The 20094-nt window shown below is 69.6% G+C and carries 19 protein-coding genes and 1 pseudogene; 11 read left to right on the forward strand and 9 right to left on the reverse strand.

What is annotated here, in order from left to right:
* Window positions 1-221: 221 nt before the first annotated feature.
* Both OG746_RS03220 and dacB read right to left on the reverse strand, forming a co-directional pair.
* On the reverse strand, window positions 222-1370 hold the full coding sequence (locus OG746_RS03220; RefSeq protein ID WP_266711335.1) for an Rv3626c family coenzyme F420 biosynthesis-associated protein: 1149 nt from the start codon (window positions 1368-1370) through the stop codon (window positions 222-224).
* Between the two features lie 89 nt (window positions 1371-1459).
* Complete coding sequence (gene dacB, locus OG746_RS03225) at window positions 1460-2956, reverse strand: D-alanyl-D-alanine carboxypeptidase/D-alanyl-D-alanine endopeptidase (protein WP_524540367.1); 1497 nt, start codon at window positions 2954-2956, stop codon at window positions 1460-1462.
* A 56-nt stretch (window positions 2957-3012) separates the two neighbouring features.
* On the opposite strand from dacB, the gene OG746_RS03230 reads away from it, so the two are divergent.
* Window positions 3013-3504 (forward strand): inorganic diphosphatase, encoded by a 492-nt coding sequence (locus OG746_RS03230; RefSeq protein ID WP_266711337.1) that lies wholly within the window; start codon window positions 3013-3015, stop codon window positions 3502-3504.
* 122 nt (window positions 3505-3626) lie between these two features.
* The gene (locus OG746_RS03235; protein ID WP_266711338.1) at window positions 3627-5294 is read left to right on the forward strand and encodes a threonine/serine exporter family protein; all 1668 of its coding nucleotides are present in this window, start codon (window positions 3627-3629) and stop codon (window positions 5292-5294) included.
* Window positions 5295-5343: 49 nt separating this feature from the next.
* Here the strand turns inward: OG746_RS03235 and OG746_RS03240 are convergent.
* Window positions 5344-6030, reverse strand: a pseudogene (locus OG746_RS03240) (TVP38/TMEM64 family protein); the annotation flags it as partial.
* Window positions 6031-6171: 141 nt separating this feature from the next.
* Complete coding sequence (locus OG746_RS03245; RefSeq protein WP_266711340.1) at window positions 6172-6930, reverse strand: MerR family transcriptional regulator; 759 nt, start codon at window positions 6928-6930, stop codon at window positions 6172-6174.
* A 122-nt stretch (window positions 6931-7052) separates the two neighbouring features.
* On the opposite strand from OG746_RS03245, the gene OG746_RS03250 reads away from it, so the two are divergent.
* Together OG746_RS03250 and gad are read left to right on the forward strand one after the other, a co-directional pair.
* A complete protein-coding gene (locus OG746_RS03250; RefSeq protein ID WP_266711341.1) occupies window positions 7053-8345 on the forward strand; it encodes an ion channel protein in 1293 nt (430 codons plus the stop codon).
* A 71-nt stretch (window positions 8346-8416) separates the two neighbouring features.
* A complete protein-coding gene (gene gad / locus OG746_RS03255; RefSeq protein WP_266711342.1) occupies window positions 8417-9844 on the forward strand; it encodes a glutamate decarboxylase in 1428 nt (475 codons plus the stop codon).
* 2 nt (window positions 9845-9846) lie between these two features.
* Here gad and OG746_RS03260 read toward each other — a convergent pair whose 3' ends face one another.
* The 3 genes from OG746_RS03260 to OG746_RS03270 all read right to left on the reverse strand — a co-directional run bounded on the left by OG746_RS03260 (window position 9847) and on the right by OG746_RS03270 (window position 12266).
* Window positions 9847-10614, reverse strand: a complete 768-nt coding sequence (locus OG746_RS03260; RefSeq protein ID WP_266711343.1) for an ABC transporter permease — start codon at window positions 10612-10614, stop codon at window positions 9847-9849.
* Window positions 10611-11537 carry an efflux ABC transporter ATPase subunit, DrrA-related gene (locus OG746_RS03265; protein WP_266711344.1) on the reverse strand — a complete coding sequence of 309 codons (927 nt, stop codon included), beginning with the start codon at window positions 11535-11537 and terminating at the stop codon, window positions 10611-10613. Before OG746_RS03265 ends, OG746_RS03260 begins: the two co-directional genes overlap by 4 nt.
* A gap of 87 nt (window positions 11538-11624) precedes the next feature.
* Complete coding sequence (locus tag OG746_RS03270) at window positions 11625-12266, reverse strand: PadR family transcriptional regulator (protein ID WP_266711345.1); 642 nt, start codon at window positions 12264-12266, stop codon at window positions 11625-11627.
* 117 nt (window positions 12267-12383) lie between these two features.
* On the opposite strand from OG746_RS03270, the gene OG746_RS03275 reads away from it, so the two are divergent.
* From OG746_RS03275 to OG746_RS03290, 4 genes are all read left to right on the forward strand, one after another.
* Window positions 12384-12764, forward strand: coding sequence for a VOC family protein (locus tag OG746_RS03275; RefSeq protein WP_266711346.1), 381 nt, complete (start codon window positions 12384-12386; stop codon window positions 12762-12764).
* Window positions 12765-12769: 5 nt separating this feature from the next.
* Window positions 12770-13132: a metalloregulator ArsR/SmtB family transcription factor gene (locus OG746_RS03280; RefSeq protein ID WP_266711347.1), complete on the forward strand. Its 363-nt coding sequence runs from the start codon at window positions 12770-12772 to the stop codon at window positions 13130-13132.
* Window positions 13129-13599 carry an SRPBCC family protein gene (locus tag OG746_RS03285; protein ID WP_266711348.1) on the forward strand — a complete coding sequence of 157 codons (471 nt, stop codon included), beginning with the start codon at window positions 13129-13131 and terminating at the stop codon, window positions 13597-13599. The genes OG746_RS03280 and OG746_RS03285 overlap by 4 nt, the downstream gene beginning before the upstream one ends.
* Before the next feature lie 165 nt (window positions 13600-13764).
* The gene (locus OG746_RS03290; protein WP_266711349.1) at window positions 13765-14007 is read left to right on the forward strand and encodes a DUF397 domain-containing protein; all 243 of its coding nucleotides are present in this window, start codon (window positions 13765-13767) and stop codon (window positions 14005-14007) included.
* 20 nt (window positions 14008-14027) lie between these two features.
* Here OG746_RS03290 and OG746_RS03295 read toward each other — a convergent pair whose 3' ends face one another.
* Window positions 14028-14516: an ATP-binding protein gene (locus OG746_RS03295; protein WP_266711350.1), complete on the reverse strand. Its 489-nt coding sequence runs from the start codon at window positions 14514-14516 to the stop codon at window positions 14028-14030.
* 257 nt (window positions 14517-14773) lie between these two features.
* On the opposite strand from OG746_RS03295, the gene OG746_RS03300 reads away from it, so the two are divergent.
* The 3 genes from OG746_RS03300 to OG746_RS03310 all read left to right on the forward strand — a co-directional run bounded on the left by OG746_RS03300 (window position 14774) and on the right by OG746_RS03310 (window position 17759).
* A complete protein-coding gene (locus OG746_RS03300) occupies window positions 14774-15670 on the forward strand; it encodes a Sco1979 family transcriptional regulator (protein WP_524540368.1) in 897 nt (298 codons plus the stop codon).
* Between the two features lie 96 nt (window positions 15671-15766).
* Window positions 15767-17224 carry an aldehyde dehydrogenase family protein gene (locus tag OG746_RS03305; RefSeq protein ID WP_266711351.1) on the forward strand — a complete coding sequence of 486 codons (1458 nt, stop codon included), beginning with the start codon at window positions 15767-15769 and terminating at the stop codon, window positions 17222-17224.
* 25 nt (window positions 17225-17249) lie between these two features.
* Window positions 17250-17759 carry a hypothetical protein gene (locus OG746_RS03310; protein WP_266711352.1) on the forward strand — a complete coding sequence of 170 codons (510 nt, stop codon included), beginning with the start codon at window positions 17250-17252 and terminating at the stop codon, window positions 17757-17759.
* 34 nt (window positions 17760-17793) lie between these two features.
* Here the strand turns inward: OG746_RS03310 and OG746_RS03315 are convergent, their stop codons facing one another.
* On the reverse strand, window positions 17794-20040 hold the full coding sequence (locus OG746_RS03315) for an FUSC family protein (protein WP_266711353.1): 2247 nt from the start codon (window positions 20038-20040) through the stop codon (window positions 17794-17796).
* Window positions 20041-20094 lie beyond the last annotated feature (54 nt).

A 20094-nucleotide genomic window follows, 5' to 3' on the forward strand; every position in this document is an offset into this window, starting at 1 on the left:
CGGTTCCCTTCATTCCGTTGTCTGGGGGGTGGGCGCTGCTGGGAAACTCGAACCGGACCAGCGCCGGCTGACCCGGCTCATTCGCTCAACGGTGACCGGGTGAGATCGGTCACGCAGAGTGTGTCGATGGTGACAGAGCCGAGCGGTTCCCCGAGCATTGCACGCCAGCCCACGGCCTACGGTCCCTCGGATGGGTGATCCTGAGCAATTATGGGCGTGCCCTACGGGGCTTCGTGAGCGCCGTCCGACTTGTTGTGCACCCGCGCGACCCAGTCCGCCGGTTTGGCGATCTCCGCCTTCGTCGGAAGCGTGTTGGGAGACGTCCACACGCGGTTGAAGCCGTCCATGCCGACCTCGTCGACGACGGCCCGTACGAACTTCTCGCCGTCGCGGTACTGGCGCAGCTTGGCGTCGAGGCCGAGCAGCTTGCGCAGGGCCAGGTCGAGCCGCGAAGCGCCCTTCTGCCTGCGCTGTTGGAACTTCTCGCGGATCTCCTCGACGGACGGCACGACGGCCGGTCCGACGCCGTCCATCACGTAGTCCGCGTGCCCTTCGAGCAGCGACATGACGGCGGTGAGGCGGGCGAGGATCTCGCGCTGCGCCGGGGTCTGCACCAGCTCGACGAGCGAGCGGCCGCCGTCGTCCTCCTCGCCCTCGGGGCGCCCGCCTGCGAGCGACTGGGCGGCCTCCCGTACACGCTCGAGGAACGTCGTCGGGTCGACCTCGGTCTCCTCGAGGAATGACTGGATCTCGCCCTCGAGGTGGTCGCGCAGCCAGGGCACGGCCGTGAACTGGGTGCGGTGCGTCTCCTCGTGGAGGCAGACCCAGAGCCTGAAGTCGTGTGGTTCCACGTCGAGTTCGCGCTCCACGTGCACGATGTTCGGCGCGACGAGCAGGAGCCTGCCGCCGCCGTTCGGCGCGGCGGGCAGGTCACGGGTGGCGGGGGCGAAGGTCTCGTACTGGCCGAGGACGCGGGAGGACAGGAACGAGAGCAGCATGCCGAGTTCGACACCCGTGACCTTGCCGCCGACCGCGCCCAGCATCGCGGGGCCGGGGCCCGAACCGCGCCGCTCGTTCATCTTGTCGAGCAGGGGCCGCAGCACCTCGCGGAAGCCCGCGACGTTGGCCTTCACCCAGCCGGGCCTGTCGACCACGAGCACCGGGGTGTCGTGGTCGGAGTCGGTGGCCATGCGCGTGTACGCGCGTACGTGCTCCTCGGAGGCCTTGGCGTGCCGGCGCAGCTCGGCCACGACGGCCCGCGCCTCGTCACGACTGATCTCCGGTCCTGGTCGTACAAGTCGGGTCGCGGTCGCCACCGCGAGGTTCCAGTCGACCATTCCCGAAGATGCCGCACCGCCGAGGCTCGTCATGCGTCAACGGTACGTGACCCCCCGCGTACCGGAAGGGGGGTCGGCCCCGGAGTGCCGCCCCACTTCGGCCACTGGAAACCCTTAAGGGTTCACCTGCAGCCGCAGTTGGCGACCGAGGAGGCGAGGCGGTCGAGGCCCGACTGGGCGGCCTTGGGGTCCGTGGCGCCCTCCGTCATGAAGGCGAAGACGAGGAGGCGTCCGTCGGCGTCGACGACCGTCCCCGCGAGCGTGTTGACGCCGGTGAGGGTGCCGGTCTTGGCGCGGACCAGGCCGGTTCCCGAGGCGTCGGCGGCGTCCTCGTAGCGGCTCGCGAGGGTTCCCGTGAAGCCGGCGACCGGCAGGCCCGTGAGGACGGAGCGCAGCTCGGGGCGGGACGGGTCGGCGGCCTTGGCGAGCAGGCCGGTCAGCAGGTCGGCGGAGACCTTGTCGGCGCGGTCGAGTCCGCTGCCGTCGGCGAAATGGGTGTCCTTGAGCGGCAGCCGGAGCTTTCCGAGCTGCTTCTCGACGGCCTTGCCCGCGCCGTCGAAGTCGTGGCTCGTGCCCGCGGCGATCGCGGCCTGCCGGGCGAGCGCCTCGGCGATGTCGTTGTCGCTGTGCGTCAGCATCCGCTCGACGAGCGCGGAGAGCGGCGGCGAGGACACCTTCGCGAGCTTCTCCGCCTTGGCGGACGCCTTGCCGGAGGCCGGGTCACCCTTGGTCTTGATGCCGCGGTCGCCGAGCAGGTCCGCGAACTTCTTCGCCGCGGCCGCCGCCGGGTCGGCCTCGCGCGTGGCCGGTCCGCTGTCGGAGTCGTCGGTGCGGGCCTCGTCGGCCATCAGGGGCGTGACCCGGGCGAGGTTCTCGTTCGGACCGATGGGGTGGATGTCGGGACCGGAGTACAGCGAGGTGTCGTACGTGAGGGTCACCTCGGTGGTGTCCCGCTTCTTCAACGACTTGGCGGTCTCGTCGGCGAGAGTGCCCAGGTCGGCGGCACCGTAAGGATTCTTCTCGCGGGCGGTCAGGGTCGGATCGCCGCCGCCCACAAGAATCAGCTTCTTGGAGTCTTTCTCCAGGGCCGTACGGGTGGCGATGCGGTGGTCGGGGCCCGCGGCCGAGAGGGCCGCCACCGCCGTCGCCAGCTTCGTCGTGGACGCCGGGGTGAGGGTGTCGCCCGGTGACCTTCCGTAGAGCCTCTTTCCGGTGACGGCGTCGACGACCGCGGCCGTGCGGTGGCCACCGAGGGCGGAGCCCTTCAGGAGCGGGTCGAGGACGTCGGCCAGGGCGCTCTTCGTGGGGCCCGGCACGGCCGCGCCGGGGGCCGCCAGCACCACGGGAGCGCGCGGCGCCGCCTCGGCCGCACCGCCGTGATCTGCGCCACCTCCGGCCTCCGAGGAGGCGGCCCGGTCGGCCTCGGCCTTACGCTGACCCGAAGCGTCCCAGGGACCGGCCGCGACCGCCACGACGGCCGCGAGGGCGAGACCCACCGCCGTCGCGCCCACCGTGACGTGCTTGGTCTTGGATCCGGCAACAGTCTTCGCCGCACTCTTCACGAGCTGCGAAGCCTTCGGCTCCGGCACCGCGGACCAGCCCCTTTCGCGATCACACATCTGCGTAGGGGACACTTAACCACCAGACGTTTGTGTTGATCATTGAGGAGCCACCGGTGGAGTTCGACGTCCTGATCGAGATCCCGAAGGGATCGCGGAACAAGTACGAGGTCGACCACGAGTCCGGTCGTATCCGCCTCGACCGTCGTCTGTTCACGTCGACCGCCTACCCGACGGACTACGGCTACGTCGAGGACACCCTCGGCGAGGACGGCGACCCGCTGGACGCCCTGGTCATCCTGGACGAGCCGACGTTCCCGGGCTGCCTCATCAAGTGCCGCGCGATCGGCATGTTCCGGATGACGGACGAGGCCGGCGGCGACGACAAGCTGCTGTGCGTCCCGGCGACGGACCCGCGGATGGAGCACCTGCGCGACATCCAGCACGTCTCGGAGTTCGACCGCCTGGAGATCCAGCACTTCTTCGAGGTCTACAAGGACCTGGAGCCCGGCAAGTCCGTCGAGGGCGCCGACTGGGTCGGCCGTACCGAGGCCGAGGCCGAGATCGAGCGTTCCTACAAGCGTGCGCAGGACAACGGCGGCCACTGAGCCCCCAGCGTTCACATCCGGGCCGCCCCCCTGGGGCGGCCCGTTCGCGTGTCTGTGCGCATACTGAGGCTTAGGTGCAGTACAGCGATACGCAGCGATGTGAAGGGCGAGGAACGACAGAGGTGACGGAGCGGGAGTCCGAGGCCCCCGAGGACCGCAAGCCGCAGTCCGACGAGGCACGCAGCGCGTTCACGCAGCCGATCGGGATCATCACGCCGCCCCCGGTGGTCGAAGAGGAGTCTTCGACCACTTCGGAGTTCGCGGTGCCCAATGGGCTGAACGTGCAGGCGCCGGAGCCGGTGGACACGGAGGGATCGGCGTTCACGCCGCCGCGGACGTACAGCGCCCGCGAAGCGCCGCCCGCGTTCACTCCGCCGCACGGCATTCCCATGGTCAGGCTGACCAAGGAGGCGCCCTGGCAGGACCGGATGCGCACCATGCTGCGGATGCCGGTCGCCGAGCGGCCCGCCCCCGAGCTGGTGCAGAAGCACGACGAGGACTCCGGACCCGCCGTGCCGCGCGTGCTCGACCTGACGCTGCGTATCGGGGAGCTGCTGCTCGCCGGTGGTGAGGGCGCCGAGGACGTGGAGGCGGCGATGTTCGCCGTGTGCCGGTCCTACGGGCTCGACCGCTGCGAGCCGACAGTAACGTTCACTCTCCTCTCGATCAGCTTCCAGCCGTCCCTGGTGGACGACCCCGTGACGGCCTCGCGCACCGTGCGCCGGCGCGGCACCGACTACACGCGCCTCGCGGCCGTGTACCGGCTCGTCGACGACATCAGCGACGAGGAGACCGAGGTCTCCCTGGAGGAGGCCTACCGGCGCCTGGCCGAGATCCGCCGTAACCGGCACCCCTACCCGGGCTGGGCGCTGACCGGGGCGAGCGGGCTGCTTGCCGGGTCCGCCTCGATCCTGGTCGGCGGTGACCTGCTGGTGTTCATCGCCGCCGCGATCGGCGCGATGCTCGGCGACCGGCTCGCGTGGCTCTGCGCGGGGCGCGGGTTCCCGGAGTTCTACCAGTTCACGGTGGCCGCGATGCCGCCCGCCGCGATCGGCATCCTGCTGACCCTGGCGCACGGCTACGTGGACGTGCAGTCGTCCGCGGTGATCACCGGTGGACTGTTCGCACTGCTGCCCGGGCGTGCGCTCGTGGCCGGTGTGCAGGACGGTCTGACCGGCTTCTACATCACGGCGGCCGCCCGCCTCCTGGAAGTCATGTACTTCTTCGTGGGCATCGTCATCGGTGTCCTGTTGATGCTCTACGTAGGCGTGCAGCTGGACGCCTCGCTCAACCCGGAGGCGGCGTTGCAGGCCGGCGACCGGCCCGTCTGGCAGATCGTCGCCTCGATGTCGCTGTCGCTGGCGTTCGCCGTCCTGTTGCAGCAGGAGCGGGCGACCGTGATCGCCGTGACGCTCAACGGCGGGGTCGCGGGCGCGATCTTCGGGGCGCTGCACTACCAGGGCGGGATCTCGCCGGTGGCCGCGACGGCCGCGGCGGCGGGGCTCGTGGGCCTGTTCGGGCAGCTCTTCTCGCGGTACCAGTTCGCGTCGGCGCTGCCGTACGTCACGGCCGCGATCGGCCCGTTGCTGCCCGGTTCGGCGACGTACTTCGGTCTGCTGGCGATCGCGCACAGCGATGTGAACAACGGTCTGCTGTCGCTGTCCAAGGCGGCGGCGCTCGCCCTCGCCATCGCCATCGGCGTGAACCTCGGTGGCGAGATCTCCCGCCTGTTCCTGCAGGGGCCGGGCGCCGCGGGACGGCGCGCGGCCAAGCGCACGAGGGGCTTCTAGGGCCTGTGCCCTGTCTGTGGGTCTAGCGCTTCGCGTGCCGGCGGCGCGGCGGCGTGGGCGGGGCCTCTCCGGCGGGTCCGGCCTCCCCGGCCTGCGCCGACCGGGCGGCCTCCTTCTTCGACTTGCCGCGGGCCCGCAGGAACTCGATCGCGATCGGCACCACCGAGACCAGGACGATCAGGATCAGGATCGCCTCGATGTTCTTGTGCACGAACTCGATGTTGCCGAGCCAGGAGCCGAGCAGCGTCACGCCCGCGCCCCACAGCACGCCGCCGATCACGTTGAACGTGAGGAACGAGCGGTACTTCATGCCCGAGACGCCCGCGATGATCGGCGTGAACGTACGGACGATGGGCACGAAGCGGGCCAGGACCAGGGACTTCGGCCCGTGCTTCTCGAAGAACTCGTGCGCCTTGGTGACGTTCTCCTGCTTGAAGAGCCGGGAGTCCTCGCGCTTGAAGAGGGACGGGCCGACCTTCTTGCCGAACATGTAGCCCGCCTGGTCGCCCAGGATCGCGGCGAGGCAGATCAGCCCGATCGCCCCCCACAGCGGGAAGTCCAGCTGCTTCGAGGTGATCAGCAGACCCGTGGTGAACAGCAGCGAGTCGCCCGGCAGGAAGAAGCCGATCAGCAGACCCGACTCGGCGAACACGATGAGCAGCAGGCCCCAGATGCCGAACGTGTTCAGCAGATAGTCCGGGTCCAGCCAGCTTGGTCCTAGAGCAAGCGTCATCACGGGTCCGGACTCCTGAGGGGCTTCGGTGGCAAAGGCAGGGCAAGGCAATGGCGATGCAAAGTTATCAACGCCGATTGTCCCTGCCAGGTTCCAGTGGCCCCCTCAGGATGCACTGTGCGGAAACTGTGGCATACCTGTGGTTCAGCCGTTCCGTAGCGAGTTCGCGTGGATCGCGACGCTCAGGTGGTCGGCGACGCCCTCACCGACGGCGTCGTAGTACGCCTTGAAGCGCTCGTCGGCCACGTACATGGCGCCGAGACAGGCGTGCATCTCGTGCGGGCAGTCGTAGAACCAGCGCGAGATCTGGTCGCGGTGCTCCTCGGCCAGATCCATGGCGCGCTCGCCGTCCGCCGGTTCGCCGGCCGCGACGAGGGCCGCGTAGCGCGCGAGCCAGTCGTCGTTCTCGGCCTTCATGCGCAGCCAGTCCTCCTTGGAGTACGTCGCGGCCCGCCGCTGCGACTCGGCGTACGCCGCCGTGCCGCCCCAGCGCTGCTCGGTCTCCTCGGAGTACTCCTCGGGGTCCTTGTCCCCGAAGACCTCGAAGCGCTCTTCGGGTGTGAGCTGGATGCCCATCTTCTGTGCCTCCATGGCATGTTCGACGGCCTCTGCCATCTTCTGGAGCTTCTCGATGCGGGCGGTCAGCAGGTCGTGCTGGCGCCGCAGGTGTGCGCGCGGGTCGGATTCCGGGTCGTCCAGCAGGGCCTGGATCTCGTCGAGCGGGAAGCCGAGCTCCCGGTAGAAGAGGATCTGCTGGAGCCGGTCGAGGTCGGCATCGCCGTACCGGCGGTGTCCCGCCGCGCTGCGCTCGCTCGGGGCGAGCAGGCCGATCTCGTCGTAGTGGTGCAGGGTGCGCACCGTGATTCCGGCGAAGCGGGCGACCTGACCCACGGAGTGGCTCATCCGCCGTACCTCCTTTCTCGTACGTGATTCAGCTTGGGGCCTCACGTGACGTGAGGTGCAAGTCCATTGCTTCGGCGAGCTTTCGGGGTGTTATGCCGTTTATGTCCGCCTAAGGTGGCGCCGTGAGCACGCATACCGAGATCGAACCGCCGCCCCCGCCCGCCGTGTCCGCTCGCGCCCTGCTGCCGTTCGTCCTGCCCGCGCTGGTGGTGGGCGTCGGCTGCAGCGTGCTGTTCCTGGCGCTCGACTGGATCGCGGAGAAACTGGCCGATCTGGTGTGGGAGAAGCTGCCCGACGCGCTCGGCATCGGCGGCTACTCCTCGTTGTGGATCATCGTGATGCTCACCGTCACGGGCGTCCTCGTCGGGCTCGTGGTCTGGAAGGTGCCGGGTCACGCGGGCCCCGACCCCGCGACGATGGGGCTCGGCGGCGAGGCACCGCTGCCGCCGTACGTGCTGCCGGGGCTCGCGCTCGCCGCGGCGCTGATGCTGGCCGGCGGGCCGAGCCTGGGCCCGGAGAACCCGATCATCGCGGTGAACGTGGGGCTCGCGTTCTGGCTCGGCAAGAAGCTGGTGCCGAACTCGCAGGCCACGATGTGGGTGAGCCTCGCGACGGCGGGGACCATCGGCGCCCTGTTCGGTACGCCGATCGCGGCCGCGCTGCTCGTCTCGGAGACGCTGGCCGGGAAGGCGATGCCGATGAAGGGCTCGCTGTGGGACAACATGTTCGGTCCGCTGCTCGCGGCGGCCGCGGGCTCCATGACCACCTCCCTGATCGCCTCGCCCTCCTTCGACCTGGGCCTGCCGCCCCTGAGCGATCCCGACTGGGGCGACCTCCTGTCCTCGATCGTCGTCGCGTGCGCGGCCGCGGTGTTCGCGATGACCGCCGTCTACGCCTTCCCCTACGTGCACCGCGCCTTCGGCCGCCTCGGCCACCCGATGCTGATGCTTCCGCTGGGCGGGCTCGTGCTCGGCCTGCTCGGGGCACTCGGCGGCGAACTGACGCTGTTCAAGGGGCTCGCGGAGGTCAAGGAGATCGCCGCGTCGCCGGACGGCCGGTCGGCCGGGGAGTTCGCCCTGATGACCGTGGTGAAGCTGGCGGCGCTGCTCATCGCCGCCACGTGCGGGTTCCGAGGCGGACGGATCTTCCCCGCCGTCTTCGTGGGCGCGGCCTTCGGCCTGTTCGCGCACGCCCTCGTGCCGGGCGTGGACCCGTCGGTCGGTATCGCGGCCGGTGTGCTCGGAGTGCTGCTCGCGGTCACCCGGTCGGGCTGGGTCAGCCTGTTCACGGCGGCCGTCCTGGTCGCGTCCCCCGCGATCATCGCCCTCATGTGCATCGCATCTTTGCCCGCTTGGCTACTGGTGACGGGACGCCCCCAGATGCAACTGTCGGAGGACGGGTCGGCGATCCGCTGAAAGCGTTTCAGCGATCCGCCGAAGGCGTTGAAAACCGTACAACTTCCGTTGCTCGAAAAGGAGTTGCCCTCATGTCACCCCTGCATCAGAGCCCGGCCGACCGCTACGGCAAACCCGACGAGCGCCCCATCGCCGTCAACCCCTTCTACGGTGAGGCGAATCCGACGGCAGGGATGACGGACGCCCCGCCCAAGCACCGGATGCCGAACGGTCCGCTCGCGCCCATGACCGCGTATCAACTCGTCCGTGACGAGCTGATGCTGGACGGGAACGCGCGTCTCAACCTCGCCACCTTCGTCACCACGTGGATGGAGCCCCAGGCGGGCATCCTCATGGACGAGTGCCGGGACAAGAACATGATCGACAAGGACGAGTACCCGCGGACGGCGGAGCTGGAGCGACGCTGCGTCGCCATGCTCGCCGATCTGTGGAACGCGCCCGACCCGTCCGCCACCGTGGGGTGTTCGACCACCGGGTCGAGCGAGGCGTGCATGCTGGCCGGGATGGCGCTCAAGCGGCGCTGGGCGCGGAGGAACGCCGACCGCTACCCCTCGCGCGAGGCCCGCCCCAATCTCGTCATGGGCGTGAACGTGCAGGTGTGCTGGGAGAAGTTCTGCACGTTCTGGGAGGTGGAGGCGCGGCAGGTGCCGATGGAGGGCGACCGGTTCCATCTCGATCCGGCCGCCGCCGCGGAGCTGTGCGACGAGAACACGATCGGCGTCGTCGGCATCCTCGGCTCCACCTTCGACGGCTCGTACGAGCCGATCGCCGAGCTGTGCGCGGCGCTCGACGAGTTGCAGGCGAAGACGGGCCTCGACATCCCCGTGCATGTGGACGGAGCCTCGGGCGCGATGGTCGCGCCGTTCCTGGACCCGGATCTGGTGTGGGACTTCCGGCTGCCGCGGGTGGCGTCGATCAACACGTCGGGGCACAAGTACGGGCTCGTCTACCCGGGAGTCGGGTGGGCGCTGTGGCGCGACGCGGAGGCGCTTCCGGAGGAACTCGTCTTCCGGGTCAACTACTTGGGCGGCGACATGCCGACCTTCGCGCTCAACTTCTCGCGGCCGGGAGCCCAAGTGGTCGCCCAGTACTACACGTTCCTGCGTCTCGGCAGGGAGGGATTCCGGGCCGTTCAGCAGGCGACGCGACAGGTGGCGCGCGGACTCGCCGACCGGATCGAGGCGCTCGGCGACTTCCAACTCATCACCAGGGGCGACGAGTTGCCGGTGTTCGCGTTCACGACGACGTCGGACGTGAAGGCGTACGACGTGTTCGACGTGTCGCGGCGCCTTCGGGAGCGGGGGTGGCTGGTGCCGGCGTACACCTTCCCGGCGCACCGGGAGGATCTCGCGGTGCTGCGGGTGGTGTGCCGCAACGGGTTCTCGTCGGACCTGGCGGAACTCCTGGTGGAGGACCTCGGCCAGCTCCTCCCGGAGCTGCGCAAGCAGCCGCACCCCTCCGTTCCGGACAAGGGTGCGGCCACCGGGTTCCACCACTGAGCTCAGTGGCTCAACCTCGCGAACCTCCGTACCGCCAGCGGAAAGAAGACCGCCACGAGCCCCACCGGCCACGCCACCGCGAGCAGCACCTCGTCCGCGCCTCCCGGGTTGCCGAAGAGGTGGCGGACCGAGGAGGCCGTGGCCGACATCGGGTTCCACTCGACCACCGCGCCCAGCCAGTCCGGCATGGTGGACGGCACCGTAAAGGCGTTGGAGAGGAACCCGACCGGCCACACCAGGATCTGCACGGCCTGCACCAGCTCCGGCCTCCCCGCCACCATGGCCAGGTAGATCCCCATCCACAGCATCGCGAAGCGCAGCAGGAGCAGCAGCCCGAAGGCCCCGAGCACCGCGCCGAACGAGCCGTGCACACGCCAGCCGATGGCGAGGCCGACGGCGGCCATGACCACGATCGACGCCGCCGACTGGAGCATGTCCGCCGCCGAACGGCCCACGAGGACCGCCCCGTTGGTCATCGGCATGGACCGGAACCGGTCGATCACCCCCTTGTTGAGGTCCTGGGTGACCGCCAGCATGGTCGTCTCCAGGCCGAACGCCATGGTCAGCGCGAGCATGCCGGGCACGAGGAAGTCGACGTAATCCCCCTCGACGCCCTTGCCGCCCCCGATCAGGTAGCCGAACATCACGAGCAGCATCACGGGGAAGACCAGGCCGACCACGACCTGCACCGGCTGCCGTGCCCAGTGGGCGAGTTCGCGCCGGGTCATCGTCCAGGAGTCCGTGACCGCCAGGACCGCCGGTGTACTCATGCGGGGACCTCCGTCAGGTGCAGGAACACCTCGTCGAGCGTGGGGCGGCGCAGCGCCACGTCCTCCGCCTCGACACCGGCCTCCTGAAGGGCTCGTACGACGTCGGTGAGCGCGGCCATCCGGTCGGTCACCGGAGCGCTCACCAGGCGACGGTCGGCGTCGACCGTGGCGCCCGCGGGCAGCATCGGGGCGACGAGCGGCAGCTGCGCCGCGTCCCGGACCACGACGTCGATCCGGTCGCCGCCCAGCTTCGCCTTCAGTTCGTCCGGGCTGCCGTCCGCCACGACCCGGCCCCGGTCGACCACCGAGACCCGGTCGGCCAGCTGGTCCGCCTCCTCCAGGTACTGCGTGGTCAGCAGCACCGTCGTGCCACCGCCGACCAGCGAGCGCACCGCGTGCCACACCTCGGCGCGGCCGCGCGGGTCGAGGCCCGTCGTCGGCTCGTCGAGGAAGAGGACCTCCGGGTCCGTGATGAGCGACGCGGCGAGGTCGAGGCGGCGCCGCATGCCGCCGCTGTACGCCTTGACCGCCTTGCGGCCGGTGTCCCCGAGGCCGAAGCGGGCCAGGAGTTCGCCGGCCCGCACGCCCGCGCGCCGGGCGCCCAGGTGGTGCAGCCGGCCGAACATCTCCAGGTTCTGCCGGCCGCTCAACTCCTCGTCGAGCGCCGCGTGCTGGCCGAGCAGGCCGATGCGGTGCCGGACCGCGTCCGGGCTGCGCCGCACATCGTGGCCCGCCACCTCGACGCGGCCCTCGTCGGCCCTCAGCAGCGTCGTCATGACGCGTACGGCGGTGGTCTTGCCCGCCCCGTTCGGCCCGAGGAGGCCGTGCACGGTGCCCCGGCCCACCGCCAGGTCGAGGCCGTCGAGTGCCGCCTTCTCCCCGTACCGCTTCCGCACTCCCTCGGCGACGATCGCGTCCGTCATCCAGCTCCCTCCGTTGCCACATCCACCGTATTCAAATTTGACTAGATGGGCGAAGGTAACCGAGGAACCCTCATTCGTCAAACTTGATTAGCGGCCGCGCTCCCCGGGGTGCTCCCCCGCCGCGAACGGGTTCTCCTGCCCCTCCGCGAGCACGCCGACGAAGGGTTCACCCTCGCCCGCGAAGGTGTAGGAGCCGCCCTCGATGCGGGCGATCAGGCCCTTGGTCCACTGCGCGCCGGTGTCGGCGGAGAAGACCCAGTGGTTCATGATCTCGCCGATGTGGCCCAGTTGTTCGGGGCCCTCCTCGGGCGTGTAGTACTCCGTGACGGAGCGCCGCCACTCCTCCATGTGCCGCACCCGCTCCTTGAGCAGCCCCACGACCTCCTCGCGCGGCAGGTCCACCATGCAGCCGAGCGCAGCGGTGAGGATGTCGGGCCGCTGGTCGTACGAGGTCAGGGACGCGCGGACCAGGGCGAGGTACTCCTCCTGCCCCTGATCCGTGAGCTCGTACTCGGTGCGCGGCGGGCCGCCGACCGTGGAGGGCGCGACCTCGTGGGCGCGCAGCAGCCCTTGCTTCGCCATCTGCTTGAGCGCGTGGTAGATCGAGCCGGGCTTGGCGTTCGACCACTCGTGGGCGCCCCAGTACTCCAGGTCGTTGCGCACTTGATAGCCGTGCGCGCGGCCGTGCTGACGTACGGCCCCGAGAACCAGCAGGCGGATCGCTGACATGCGGTCCAGCGTAGACGTCGGGGCACGGCGACCCATCCCCGGTCAAGCGCCCCCGCGCACGCGTAGGACTTTCCCTACGTTTGACGCGTAGGGAAACCCCTACGTATCGTCGGCCGCATGAACATCACCCACGCCTCCTTCCTCACCCTCCCCGTCACCGACCAGGACCGCGCGCTGCACTTCTACGTCGACGTGCTCGGCTTCGAGGTCGTCGTCGACCGCGAGATGCCGCCGGGCCGCTGGCTGCAGGTGGCGCCCGCCGGGGCCCAGACCGTTTTCACGCTGGCCGGACCCGGCATGGGCGATTTCACGCCCGGATCGGCGCGGGGGATCATGTTCGTCACGACCGATGTCGACGCCGACTGCGACCGCCTCAGGGCCGCGGGCGTCGAGGTCGGCGGACCCGAGCAGCTGCCGTGGGGCCGGATGGCAGGCTTCACCGACCCGGACGGCAACAGCCTGATGCTGATCACCGAGAACGAGACAGGAAGCTTCTGACCGCCATGCCACCCGCGAGCGCGCGCACCACCACCGGCCAGGACCCCGACCGGATCTTCGCCGCGCTCGCCAGCGGCACCCGGCGCGAGATCCTGCGCCTGCTGCGGGAGCAAGGGCCGCAGCCGGCCGGGGCCGTGGCGAACCGCTTCGACATGGCCCGGCCCAGCCTCTCCGAGCATCTGAAGGTGCTGCGCGACGCGGGACTCGTCTCCGAGGAGCGCTCGGGCCGGCAGCGGATCTACCGCCTGGAGGCCGCACCGCTCGCCGACGTGCAGGACTGGCTGCATCCCTACGAGCGGTTCTGGCGGAAGAAGCTGAGTGACCTCAGCGACGTACTGGACGCCATGCCCGACGATGACGCCTCATGAGCATCAGTGAGCCCGACCCGACGCCCGATCCCACCACCATCACGGTCGACCAGTTCTTTCCCCATCCGCCCGCGAAGGTGTGGCGGGCACTGACCGAGCCCGAACTGATCCGGCGCTGGATGATGCCGGGCGGTGAGAAGTTCCGGCTCGCGGTCGGGCACCGATACGCGATGACGGCGGTGCCGCGGCCCAACACCAATTTCTCCGGCACCGTCGAGGCCGAGGTTCTCGCCTACGAGGACGAGCGGATGCTGCGCATGCGCTGGACGGATCGAGATTCGGCCAATTCCGCGGACTGGACGATCACTTGGACGCTGTACTCCGAAGGCCGTGGGACGCGCCTTTTCTTGGTTCATGAAGGATTCGATCCGGACGACCCGGCCCAGGCGATGGCTCGAAAGATCATGGACGGTGGTTGGCGTTCGCATGTAATGCGGGCACTGGGGCAGGCGCTTTCCGAGCTGTAACTGCGAGAACACCGCGCGTGCACGTGCATCTGCCCATGCAAGGGCATTTGAACGCAGCTATGATCCTGGACAGTTGGGGCAGTTGATCACCGCTGTCCCGGCTTTCACAATCACCGCAGAATCATTCACTGTTACAGCACTGACAGCACCACCGGGGAGCGAACCGTGCACCACGTGTACAACGGCATGGCGGCCACGGAGTTGCACGGAGTGGTCTGGCAGAAGAGCAGGCACAGCAACTCGCAGGGTTCCTGCGTGGAGTTCGCGAAGTTGCCCGGCGGAAGGATCGCCGTGCGCAACTCGAACTTTCCGGAGGGGCCCGCGCTCGTCTATACGCCCGCGGAGATAGAGGCGATGCTCCTCGGCGTGAAGGACGGGGAATTCGACCATCTGACGGCCGGGGCCTGACGCGACGTCAATGACCCTTCTCACAACCTGAAGAGCGCCCAGACGACTTTTCCGCTCAGCGCTCCGGCCAAGGGGTGCCAGCCCCAACTGTCGGCGAAGGAGTCGACGAGGAACAGTCCGCGCCCCGACTCCGCCGAGAAGTCGGCGTCGATGTCCACCTCTTGGGCGACCGGACTGTCGTTACTGGGATCACGGACCGCGCACACTACGCGCGAAGACCAATGCATCAAGTGGAGCCGTACGGGCGGATCCTGGGAGTGCGGGGTGTCCGCCGGGAGGCCGTGCCGCAGGGAATTGGTGACCAGTTCGGAGACGACGAGGCAAATATCGTCGAAGCGCTCCAACGCTTCCCAGTCGGCGAGCGTCCTGCGACTGAACTCCCTTGCGCAGCGCACCGCTTCATAGCGGGCGGGCAGAGCGCAGGACGCGGTGCTGGAGACCGCCGAGGGGTCGACCGGGGGCAACCCCTGCCTTAAAGGCTCGAGCATGGTCGATCCGTCCGTCCCCATGCGAGGCACTCCCCATTTTCGCAGTACGCAGCGAGCGGTGGTGGCGCCATCGTTCCGAATGCGTACAGCGGATGCAAGGGCAGATGCACGTGCACGCGCCCGACTTGAGCGACCCCGTACCGCTTCTCGTGCATTTCTTCCTACGACTTCTTGCGCATGTAGTTCGTGATCTTTCCGTTTCTGTAACCGAACGAGTACAGACGGGAGCGTTTTAATGGCACACTTCGGCCGTGGACCAATGGGGAGGATGAAGAGACGTGACCGCTGGGGAGGCATGGGGGTCGCCCCAGGCGCTGAACTCTGGTGGAGGCTCGGTGGTGCGACGCATCCTGCTGGGCTCACAGCTGAGGCGCCTGCGGGAATCGCACGGGATCACCCGCGAGGCCGCCGGCTACTCGATTCGTGCCTCCGAATCGAAGATCAGCCGCATGGAGTTGGGACGGGTGAGCTTCAAGACGCGCGATGTCGCCGACCTGCTGACGCTGTACGGAGTGGATGACGAGGCGGAGCGCTCTGCGCTGCTCTCGCTCGCGAAGGAGGCCAACGTCGCGGGCTGGTGGCACAGTTACAGCGACGTGCTGCCCGGCTGGTTCCCGACGTACCTCGGGCTCGAAGGCGCGGCGACCCAGATCCGCGGCTACGAGGCCCAGTTCGTGCACGGCCTGCTGCAGACCGAGGGCTACGCCCACGCGGTCGTCGAGCAGGGCATGAAGGGGGCCGCGCGCGAGGACATCGAGCGGCGGGTCGCCCTGCGCATCGAACGGCAGAAGCTGCTGGTCGACGAGCGGTCCCCGGAGGTGCACATCGTGCTCGACGAGGCCACGGTGCGGCGCGTACAGGGCGGCCGCGAGGTGATGCGCGGACAGCTGGAGCACCTCATCGAGCTGACCTCGCTCCCCCATCTGACCCTGCAGATCATGCCGTTCAGCCACGGCTGGCACCCCGGCGAGTCCGGCACGTTCACGATTCTCACGTTCCCGGAGTCCGACCTCTCGGACGTCGTCTTCCTCGAACAGCTCACCAGCGCCCTGTATTTGGACAAGCGCGAGGACGTGGCGCAGTACGAGAAGGCGATGACGGAACTCTCGGACCAGTGCCCCTCGCCCGAGGACAGTGCGCGACTACTGCGTGACGCGCTGTCCGAATTGGCATGAGTGGCCTGCGAGTTGAGGAATTCCCCTCCGTAACTGCGGTTACCGGACCGTACGATGACGTCACATCAGGTGCCCGGCGCTGCAGCAAGGGATTACATGTCCTACTTCACGGAACTGGACCGGCAGTACATCGACGGCTCGTGGCGTCCCGGACGCGGGGCGTGGGACATCATCGACTTCAATCCCTATAACGGGGACAAGCTCGCCTCCATCACCGTCGCCTCCGTCGAAGAGGTCGACGAGGCGTACCGCGCGGCCGAGCGGGTCCAGAAGGACTGGGCGGACACCAACGCGTACGCGCGCCGCGCCGTCTTCGAGCGCACGCTGCGCCTCCTGGAGGACCGCGAGGAGGAGATCACCGAGGCGATCATCGACGAGCTCGGTGGTACGCGGGTCAAGGCCGGCTTCGAGCTGCATCTCGCCAAGGAGTTCCTGCGCGAGTCGGTCCAGCTGGCGCTGCGCCCGCAGTGCAGCGTGATCCCCTCGCCCGTGGACGGCAAGGAGAACCGGCTCTACCGGGTGCCGGTCGGGGTCGTCGGGGTCATCTCGCCGTTCAACTTCCCCTTCCTGCTGTCGCTCAAGTCCGTCGCGCCCGCGCTCGCGCTCGGCAACGGCGTGGTCCTCAAGCCGCATCAGAACACCCCGATCACCGGCGGTTCGCTGATCGCGAAGCTCTTCGAGGACGCGGGCCTGCCGGCCGGCCTGCTCAACGTCGTGATCACCGACATCGCCGAGATCGGCGACGCGTTCCTGACCCACCCCGTGCCCAAGGTCATCTCCTTCACCGGCTCCGACCAGGTCGGCAGGCATGTCGCGACGGTCTGCGCCGCGCAGTTCAAGCAGTCGATCCTCGAACTCGGCGGCAACAGCGCGCTGACCGTGCTCGACGACGCCGACATCGACTACGCGGTGGACGCCGCGGTCTTCAGCCGGTACGTCCACCAGGGCCAGGTCTGCATGGCGGCGAACCGGATCCTCGTGGACCGCAAGGTGGAGAAGGAGTTCACGGAGAAGTTCGTGGCGAAGGTCTCCTCCCTCAAGGCGGGCGACCCGCGCGACCCCGACACCGTCATCGGCCCCGTCATCAACTCCACGCAGGCAGAAGCGATTTCGAGCGTGGTCGCCACCGCGGTCGCGGAGGGCGCCAGCGCTCTCGTACGCGGCGGTGTGGACGGGAACATGGTCGAACCGGTCGTACTCACCGGGCTGCCCGCCGACTCCCCCGTCCTGCGGCAGGAGATCTTCGGTCCTGTCGCCCTGCTCATCCCGTTCGACGGGGACGAGGAGGCGGTGCGGATCGTGAACGACACCCCGTACGGGCTGAGCGGCGCCGTGCACACGGCCGACGTGGAGCGCGGGGTGGACTTCGCCCAGCGGATCGACACCGGCATGTTCCATGTGAACGACGGGACCGTGCACGACGAGCCGCTCGTCGCCTTCGGCGGGCAGAAGCAGTCGGGGATCGGGCGGCTCAACGGCGAGGCGACGCTGGAGGCGTTCACCACGCAGAAGTGGATATCGGTACAGCGGGGGCGCTCGCAGTTCCCGTTCTGAGGACGTACTGAGGTTGGGAGACGTTGTGCGCAGCAGGACCGTGCGGTTCGGGGTGGGCGCTGCCGCCGTGGTGGCGGCGCTCGCGCTGGGCGGGTGCAGCGGTGGGGGTGACGACGACGGCAAGGCCCAGGACAAGGGCTCGGCCTCGTCCTCGGCCTCGAAGGGGAGTCCGTCGGCGCCCGACGAAGGGTCTTCGTCCGGGTCCGGGTCCGGGAACAGTTCCGTGAAGGACGCCGAGGGCATCTGGAAGGCGACCACGGGCGGCAAGCCCGTCGTCCTCGTCGTCGGCGCGAAGCAGGCCGCGCTGACCACCGCCGACGGGCACCTGTGCACCGGGACCCTGGCGGGTTCCGGCAAGCCGACGCTCACGCTCAGGTGCGCGGACGGGAACACCGACCGTACGAAGGGCACGGTCGAGTCCAACGACGGCAGCACGATGCGGGTCTCGTGGGACGCGGGCCAGAACGACACGTTCAAGAAGTCGAAGGACGGCGAGTTGCCGACCTCCCTGCCCAGCGGCCTCCCGACGAACTGAGGCACCTCTGAGGCACTTCTGAGGTGCCTCAGAGTCACCTCTGCTCGGTCGACTCCCGGGTCATCGGCGGTACGTCGGTGTCGAGCGCGTCGGAGAGCTCCTCCAGCGTCTCGAGGAACAGCGCCGCCCCGCGGCGCACCACCCGGTCGGGGACGCCCTCGCCGTCCCAGGCGTCGAGGGCCTCGCGGACCGGCGTCCAGCGCGGGATCCGGCGCTCGCGGATGGCCTGGGCGCCGTCGCGGGTCGCGGTGCGCAGCGCGTCGGCGAGCGCGTCCGCGGCGGGCACGGGGGTCGCGCCGCGCTCCGGCAGGTGCGCCTCCATCAGCATCACGACGCGGCCGATGTGGTGCAGGGCGTGCGCGGCCTCGTCGGCGGCGGCGTTGGACAGCCCGCGGTGGCGTACAGGTTCGGTCTTGGCGCGGGCCGCGGCCTGCTCCCAGGCGATGTGCGCGTCACGGGCCTTCAGCAGGGCCTCGCGCACGTCCGGGCAGCTCTTGCCCGCCGGGCTCGCGTAGTGGGCGACGACCGCGGCGGCGTACTCGCCGAGCGCCTCCAGCCAGTCGGCGAGCCGGGTGCGCAGGCGCGGGGTCTCCCAGGCCGGGTACAGAGCGTACGACAGCATCGCGAGGACGCCGCCGACGAGCGTGAGGACGACACGCTCCGGGACCGTCTGGCTCCACTCCTGCCCACCCATGCCGAGCAGGAACACCACGTACATGGCGACGCAGCCCTGGGCGGCGAGCTGCCCCGTGCGCATCAGCAGGTACATGAGCCCCGCGCACACCACGGCGAGCACGGCGGAGAGATACGTGCCGGGGTGCGCCAGTTGCAGGATCGCGGTCGCCGCGGTGACGCCGACGAGCGTGCCGCCGAACCGGGCCACCGCCCGTGAGTACGTCTGCGAGAAGTCGGGGCGCATGACCATCACGGCCGACATCGGCGCCCAGTAGCCGTGCCCGAACGGGAGGACGTCGCCGATGAGATACCCGGCGACGGCGACCGCGGCCACGCGATTCGCATGCCGCAAAATCGGCGACCCGGGCCGCGCCTCCCGCCGGATCGCCCGCGCGGCGACGGGGAGCAGCTGAAAGATGCTGGGCCGCCGCAAGGGCCGTGCGGGCGCGTCGAGCCCCTGCGCACTTTCAAGCCCCTTCAGCGGCTGGGCATTCTCACCACCCTGCGGCGGATGACCACTTTCAAGCCCCTGCGGCGATTGAGCAGCGGGGTCCGGGGCGGAGCCCCGATCTTTGGGCCCCGTCGGCGATGGCGGCTCAGGATCCTCCGCACCGGTCGGCCGCACCCCACCCGCCGTCTCCAGCACGTCCTTCAGAAGGGACCCGAGGCGACTCGCGGCCCGCTGCGGCGGCCCCGACAGAATCGCCCCGGTATCCGGGGACCGGAACGTCGCAATCGCCCCCGGCGGAATCTTCACCGGCGACCCGTGCCGAATCGCCCTCGCCGCAGCATCCAGAATCGCCCCCGCCGCGGCAAGCAACTCCCGCACCCGGTCCCGCTCCACCCCCTCCTCCGGCACCCCGACCGCCGGATCCGCCAACGAGGCCAGCACCGGCCGGATCCGCTCGGCGAGCCCCCGCGCACCGTGCAGCTGCGCGGGCCGGGTCCGGGCCTGCCGGGGCGTGAGCGCGGCCGCGTTCCGCGCCAGCATCAGCGGCTCCGGGTCGAACGCGGCGACCGCATCGTGCCGCAACCGCCGCGCGTAATCGGCCTCCGCCGCAAGCGCGTCGGCGAGCGCGTCGCGGTGCGCCCCCCATCTGCGTACGGGGAAGAGGATCACCAGCGTCGCCTGGACCAGGCCGCCGAAGGCCATCATCGCCGCGTGGCCCGCGGCCTCGGCGATCGTCGTCGGCAGGGTGATGGTCACGAGCATCATCGCGACGTTCGACGAGGCCATGATGCCGATGGTCGGCCCCGCCGCCCAGGCGAGACCGGCGAGATACGTCCACAACGCGAGCAGTGGCAGGAAGAAGAAGAGGTGGGAGCCGGTGAGGTAGCCCAGGAACGTCGAGATGCCGAGGCTCGCGCCGGAGGCGAGCGCCAGTTCGGGCCGCGGCCGCCAGCTGCGCTGGAACGTGGCGATCGCCGCCTGGTACGCGCCGAAGGCGGAACCGGCCGCCACCGCGGGACCGAACAACGTAAGACTCACCGCGAGCACGATCGCGAGCCCCGCGGCGCCCCGCAGCGCGATCAACGGTTCGAGGCGCTTGCGCTCCACGGTCAGGCCCGAGCGCGTGGTCACCTTCAACGCCCGGAACCAGCTCATTTCGCCAGAATACGGGCATCAGCCGTTCCGGACGGCGAGGCCTACGCCCCTCCT

The organism is Streptomyces sp. NBC_01016 (assembly GCF_026341035.1).
Lineage (GTDB): Bacteria > Actinomycetota > Actinomycetes > Streptomycetales > Streptomycetaceae > Streptomyces.

Bases quoted from the DNA above. Each gene is read 5' to 3' on its own strand.
- OG746_RS03265 (WP_266711344.1), bottom strand. From the start codon at position 11,537: ATGACGGACGCGATCGTCGCCGAGGGAGTGCGGAAGCGGTACGGGGAG.
- OG746_RS03220 (WP_266711335.1), bottom strand. From the start codon at position 1,370: ATGACGAGCCTCGGCGGTGCGGCATCTTCGGGAATGGTCGACTGGAAC.
- OG746_RS03275 (WP_266711346.1), top strand. From the start codon at position 12,384: ATGAACATCACCCACGCCTCCTTCCTCACCCTCCCCGTCACCGACCAG.
- OG746_RS03270 (WP_266711345.1), bottom strand. From the start codon at position 12,266: ATGTCAGCGATCCGCCTGCTGGTTCTCGGGGCCGTACGTCAGCACGGC.
- OG746_RS03295 (WP_266711350.1), bottom strand. From the start codon at position 14,516: ATGGGGACGGACGGATCGACCATGCTCGAGCCTTTAAGGCAGGGGTTG.
- OG746_RS03315 (WP_266711353.1), bottom strand. From the start codon at position 20,040: ATGAGCTGGTTCCGGGCGTTGAAGGTGACCACGCGCTCGGGCCTGACC.
- gad (WP_266711342.1), top strand. From the start codon at position 8,417: ATGTCACCCCTGCATCAGAGCCCGGCCGACCGCTACGGCAAACCCGAC.
- dacB (WP_524540367.1), bottom strand. From the start codon at position 2,956: ATGTGTGATCGCGAAAGGGGCTGGTCCGCGGTGCCGGAGCCGAAGGCT.
- OG746_RS03245 (WP_266711340.1), bottom strand. From the start codon at position 6,930: ATGAGCCACTCCGTGGGTCAGGTCGCCCGCTTCGCCGGAATCACGGTG.
- OG746_RS03285 (WP_266711348.1), top strand. From the start codon at position 13,129: ATGAGCATCAGTGAGCCCGACCCGACGCCCGATCCCACCACCATCACG.
- OG746_RS03260 (WP_266711343.1), bottom strand. From the start codon at position 10,614: ATGAGTACACCGGCGGTCCTGGCGGTCACGGACTCCTGGACGATGACC.
- OG746_RS03280 (WP_266711347.1), top strand. From the start codon at position 12,770: ATGCCACCCGCGAGCGCGCGCACCACCACCGGCCAGGACCCCGACCGG.
- OG746_RS03305 (WP_266711351.1), top strand. From the start codon at position 15,767: ATGTCCTACTTCACGGAACTGGACCGGCAGTACATCGACGGCTCGTGG.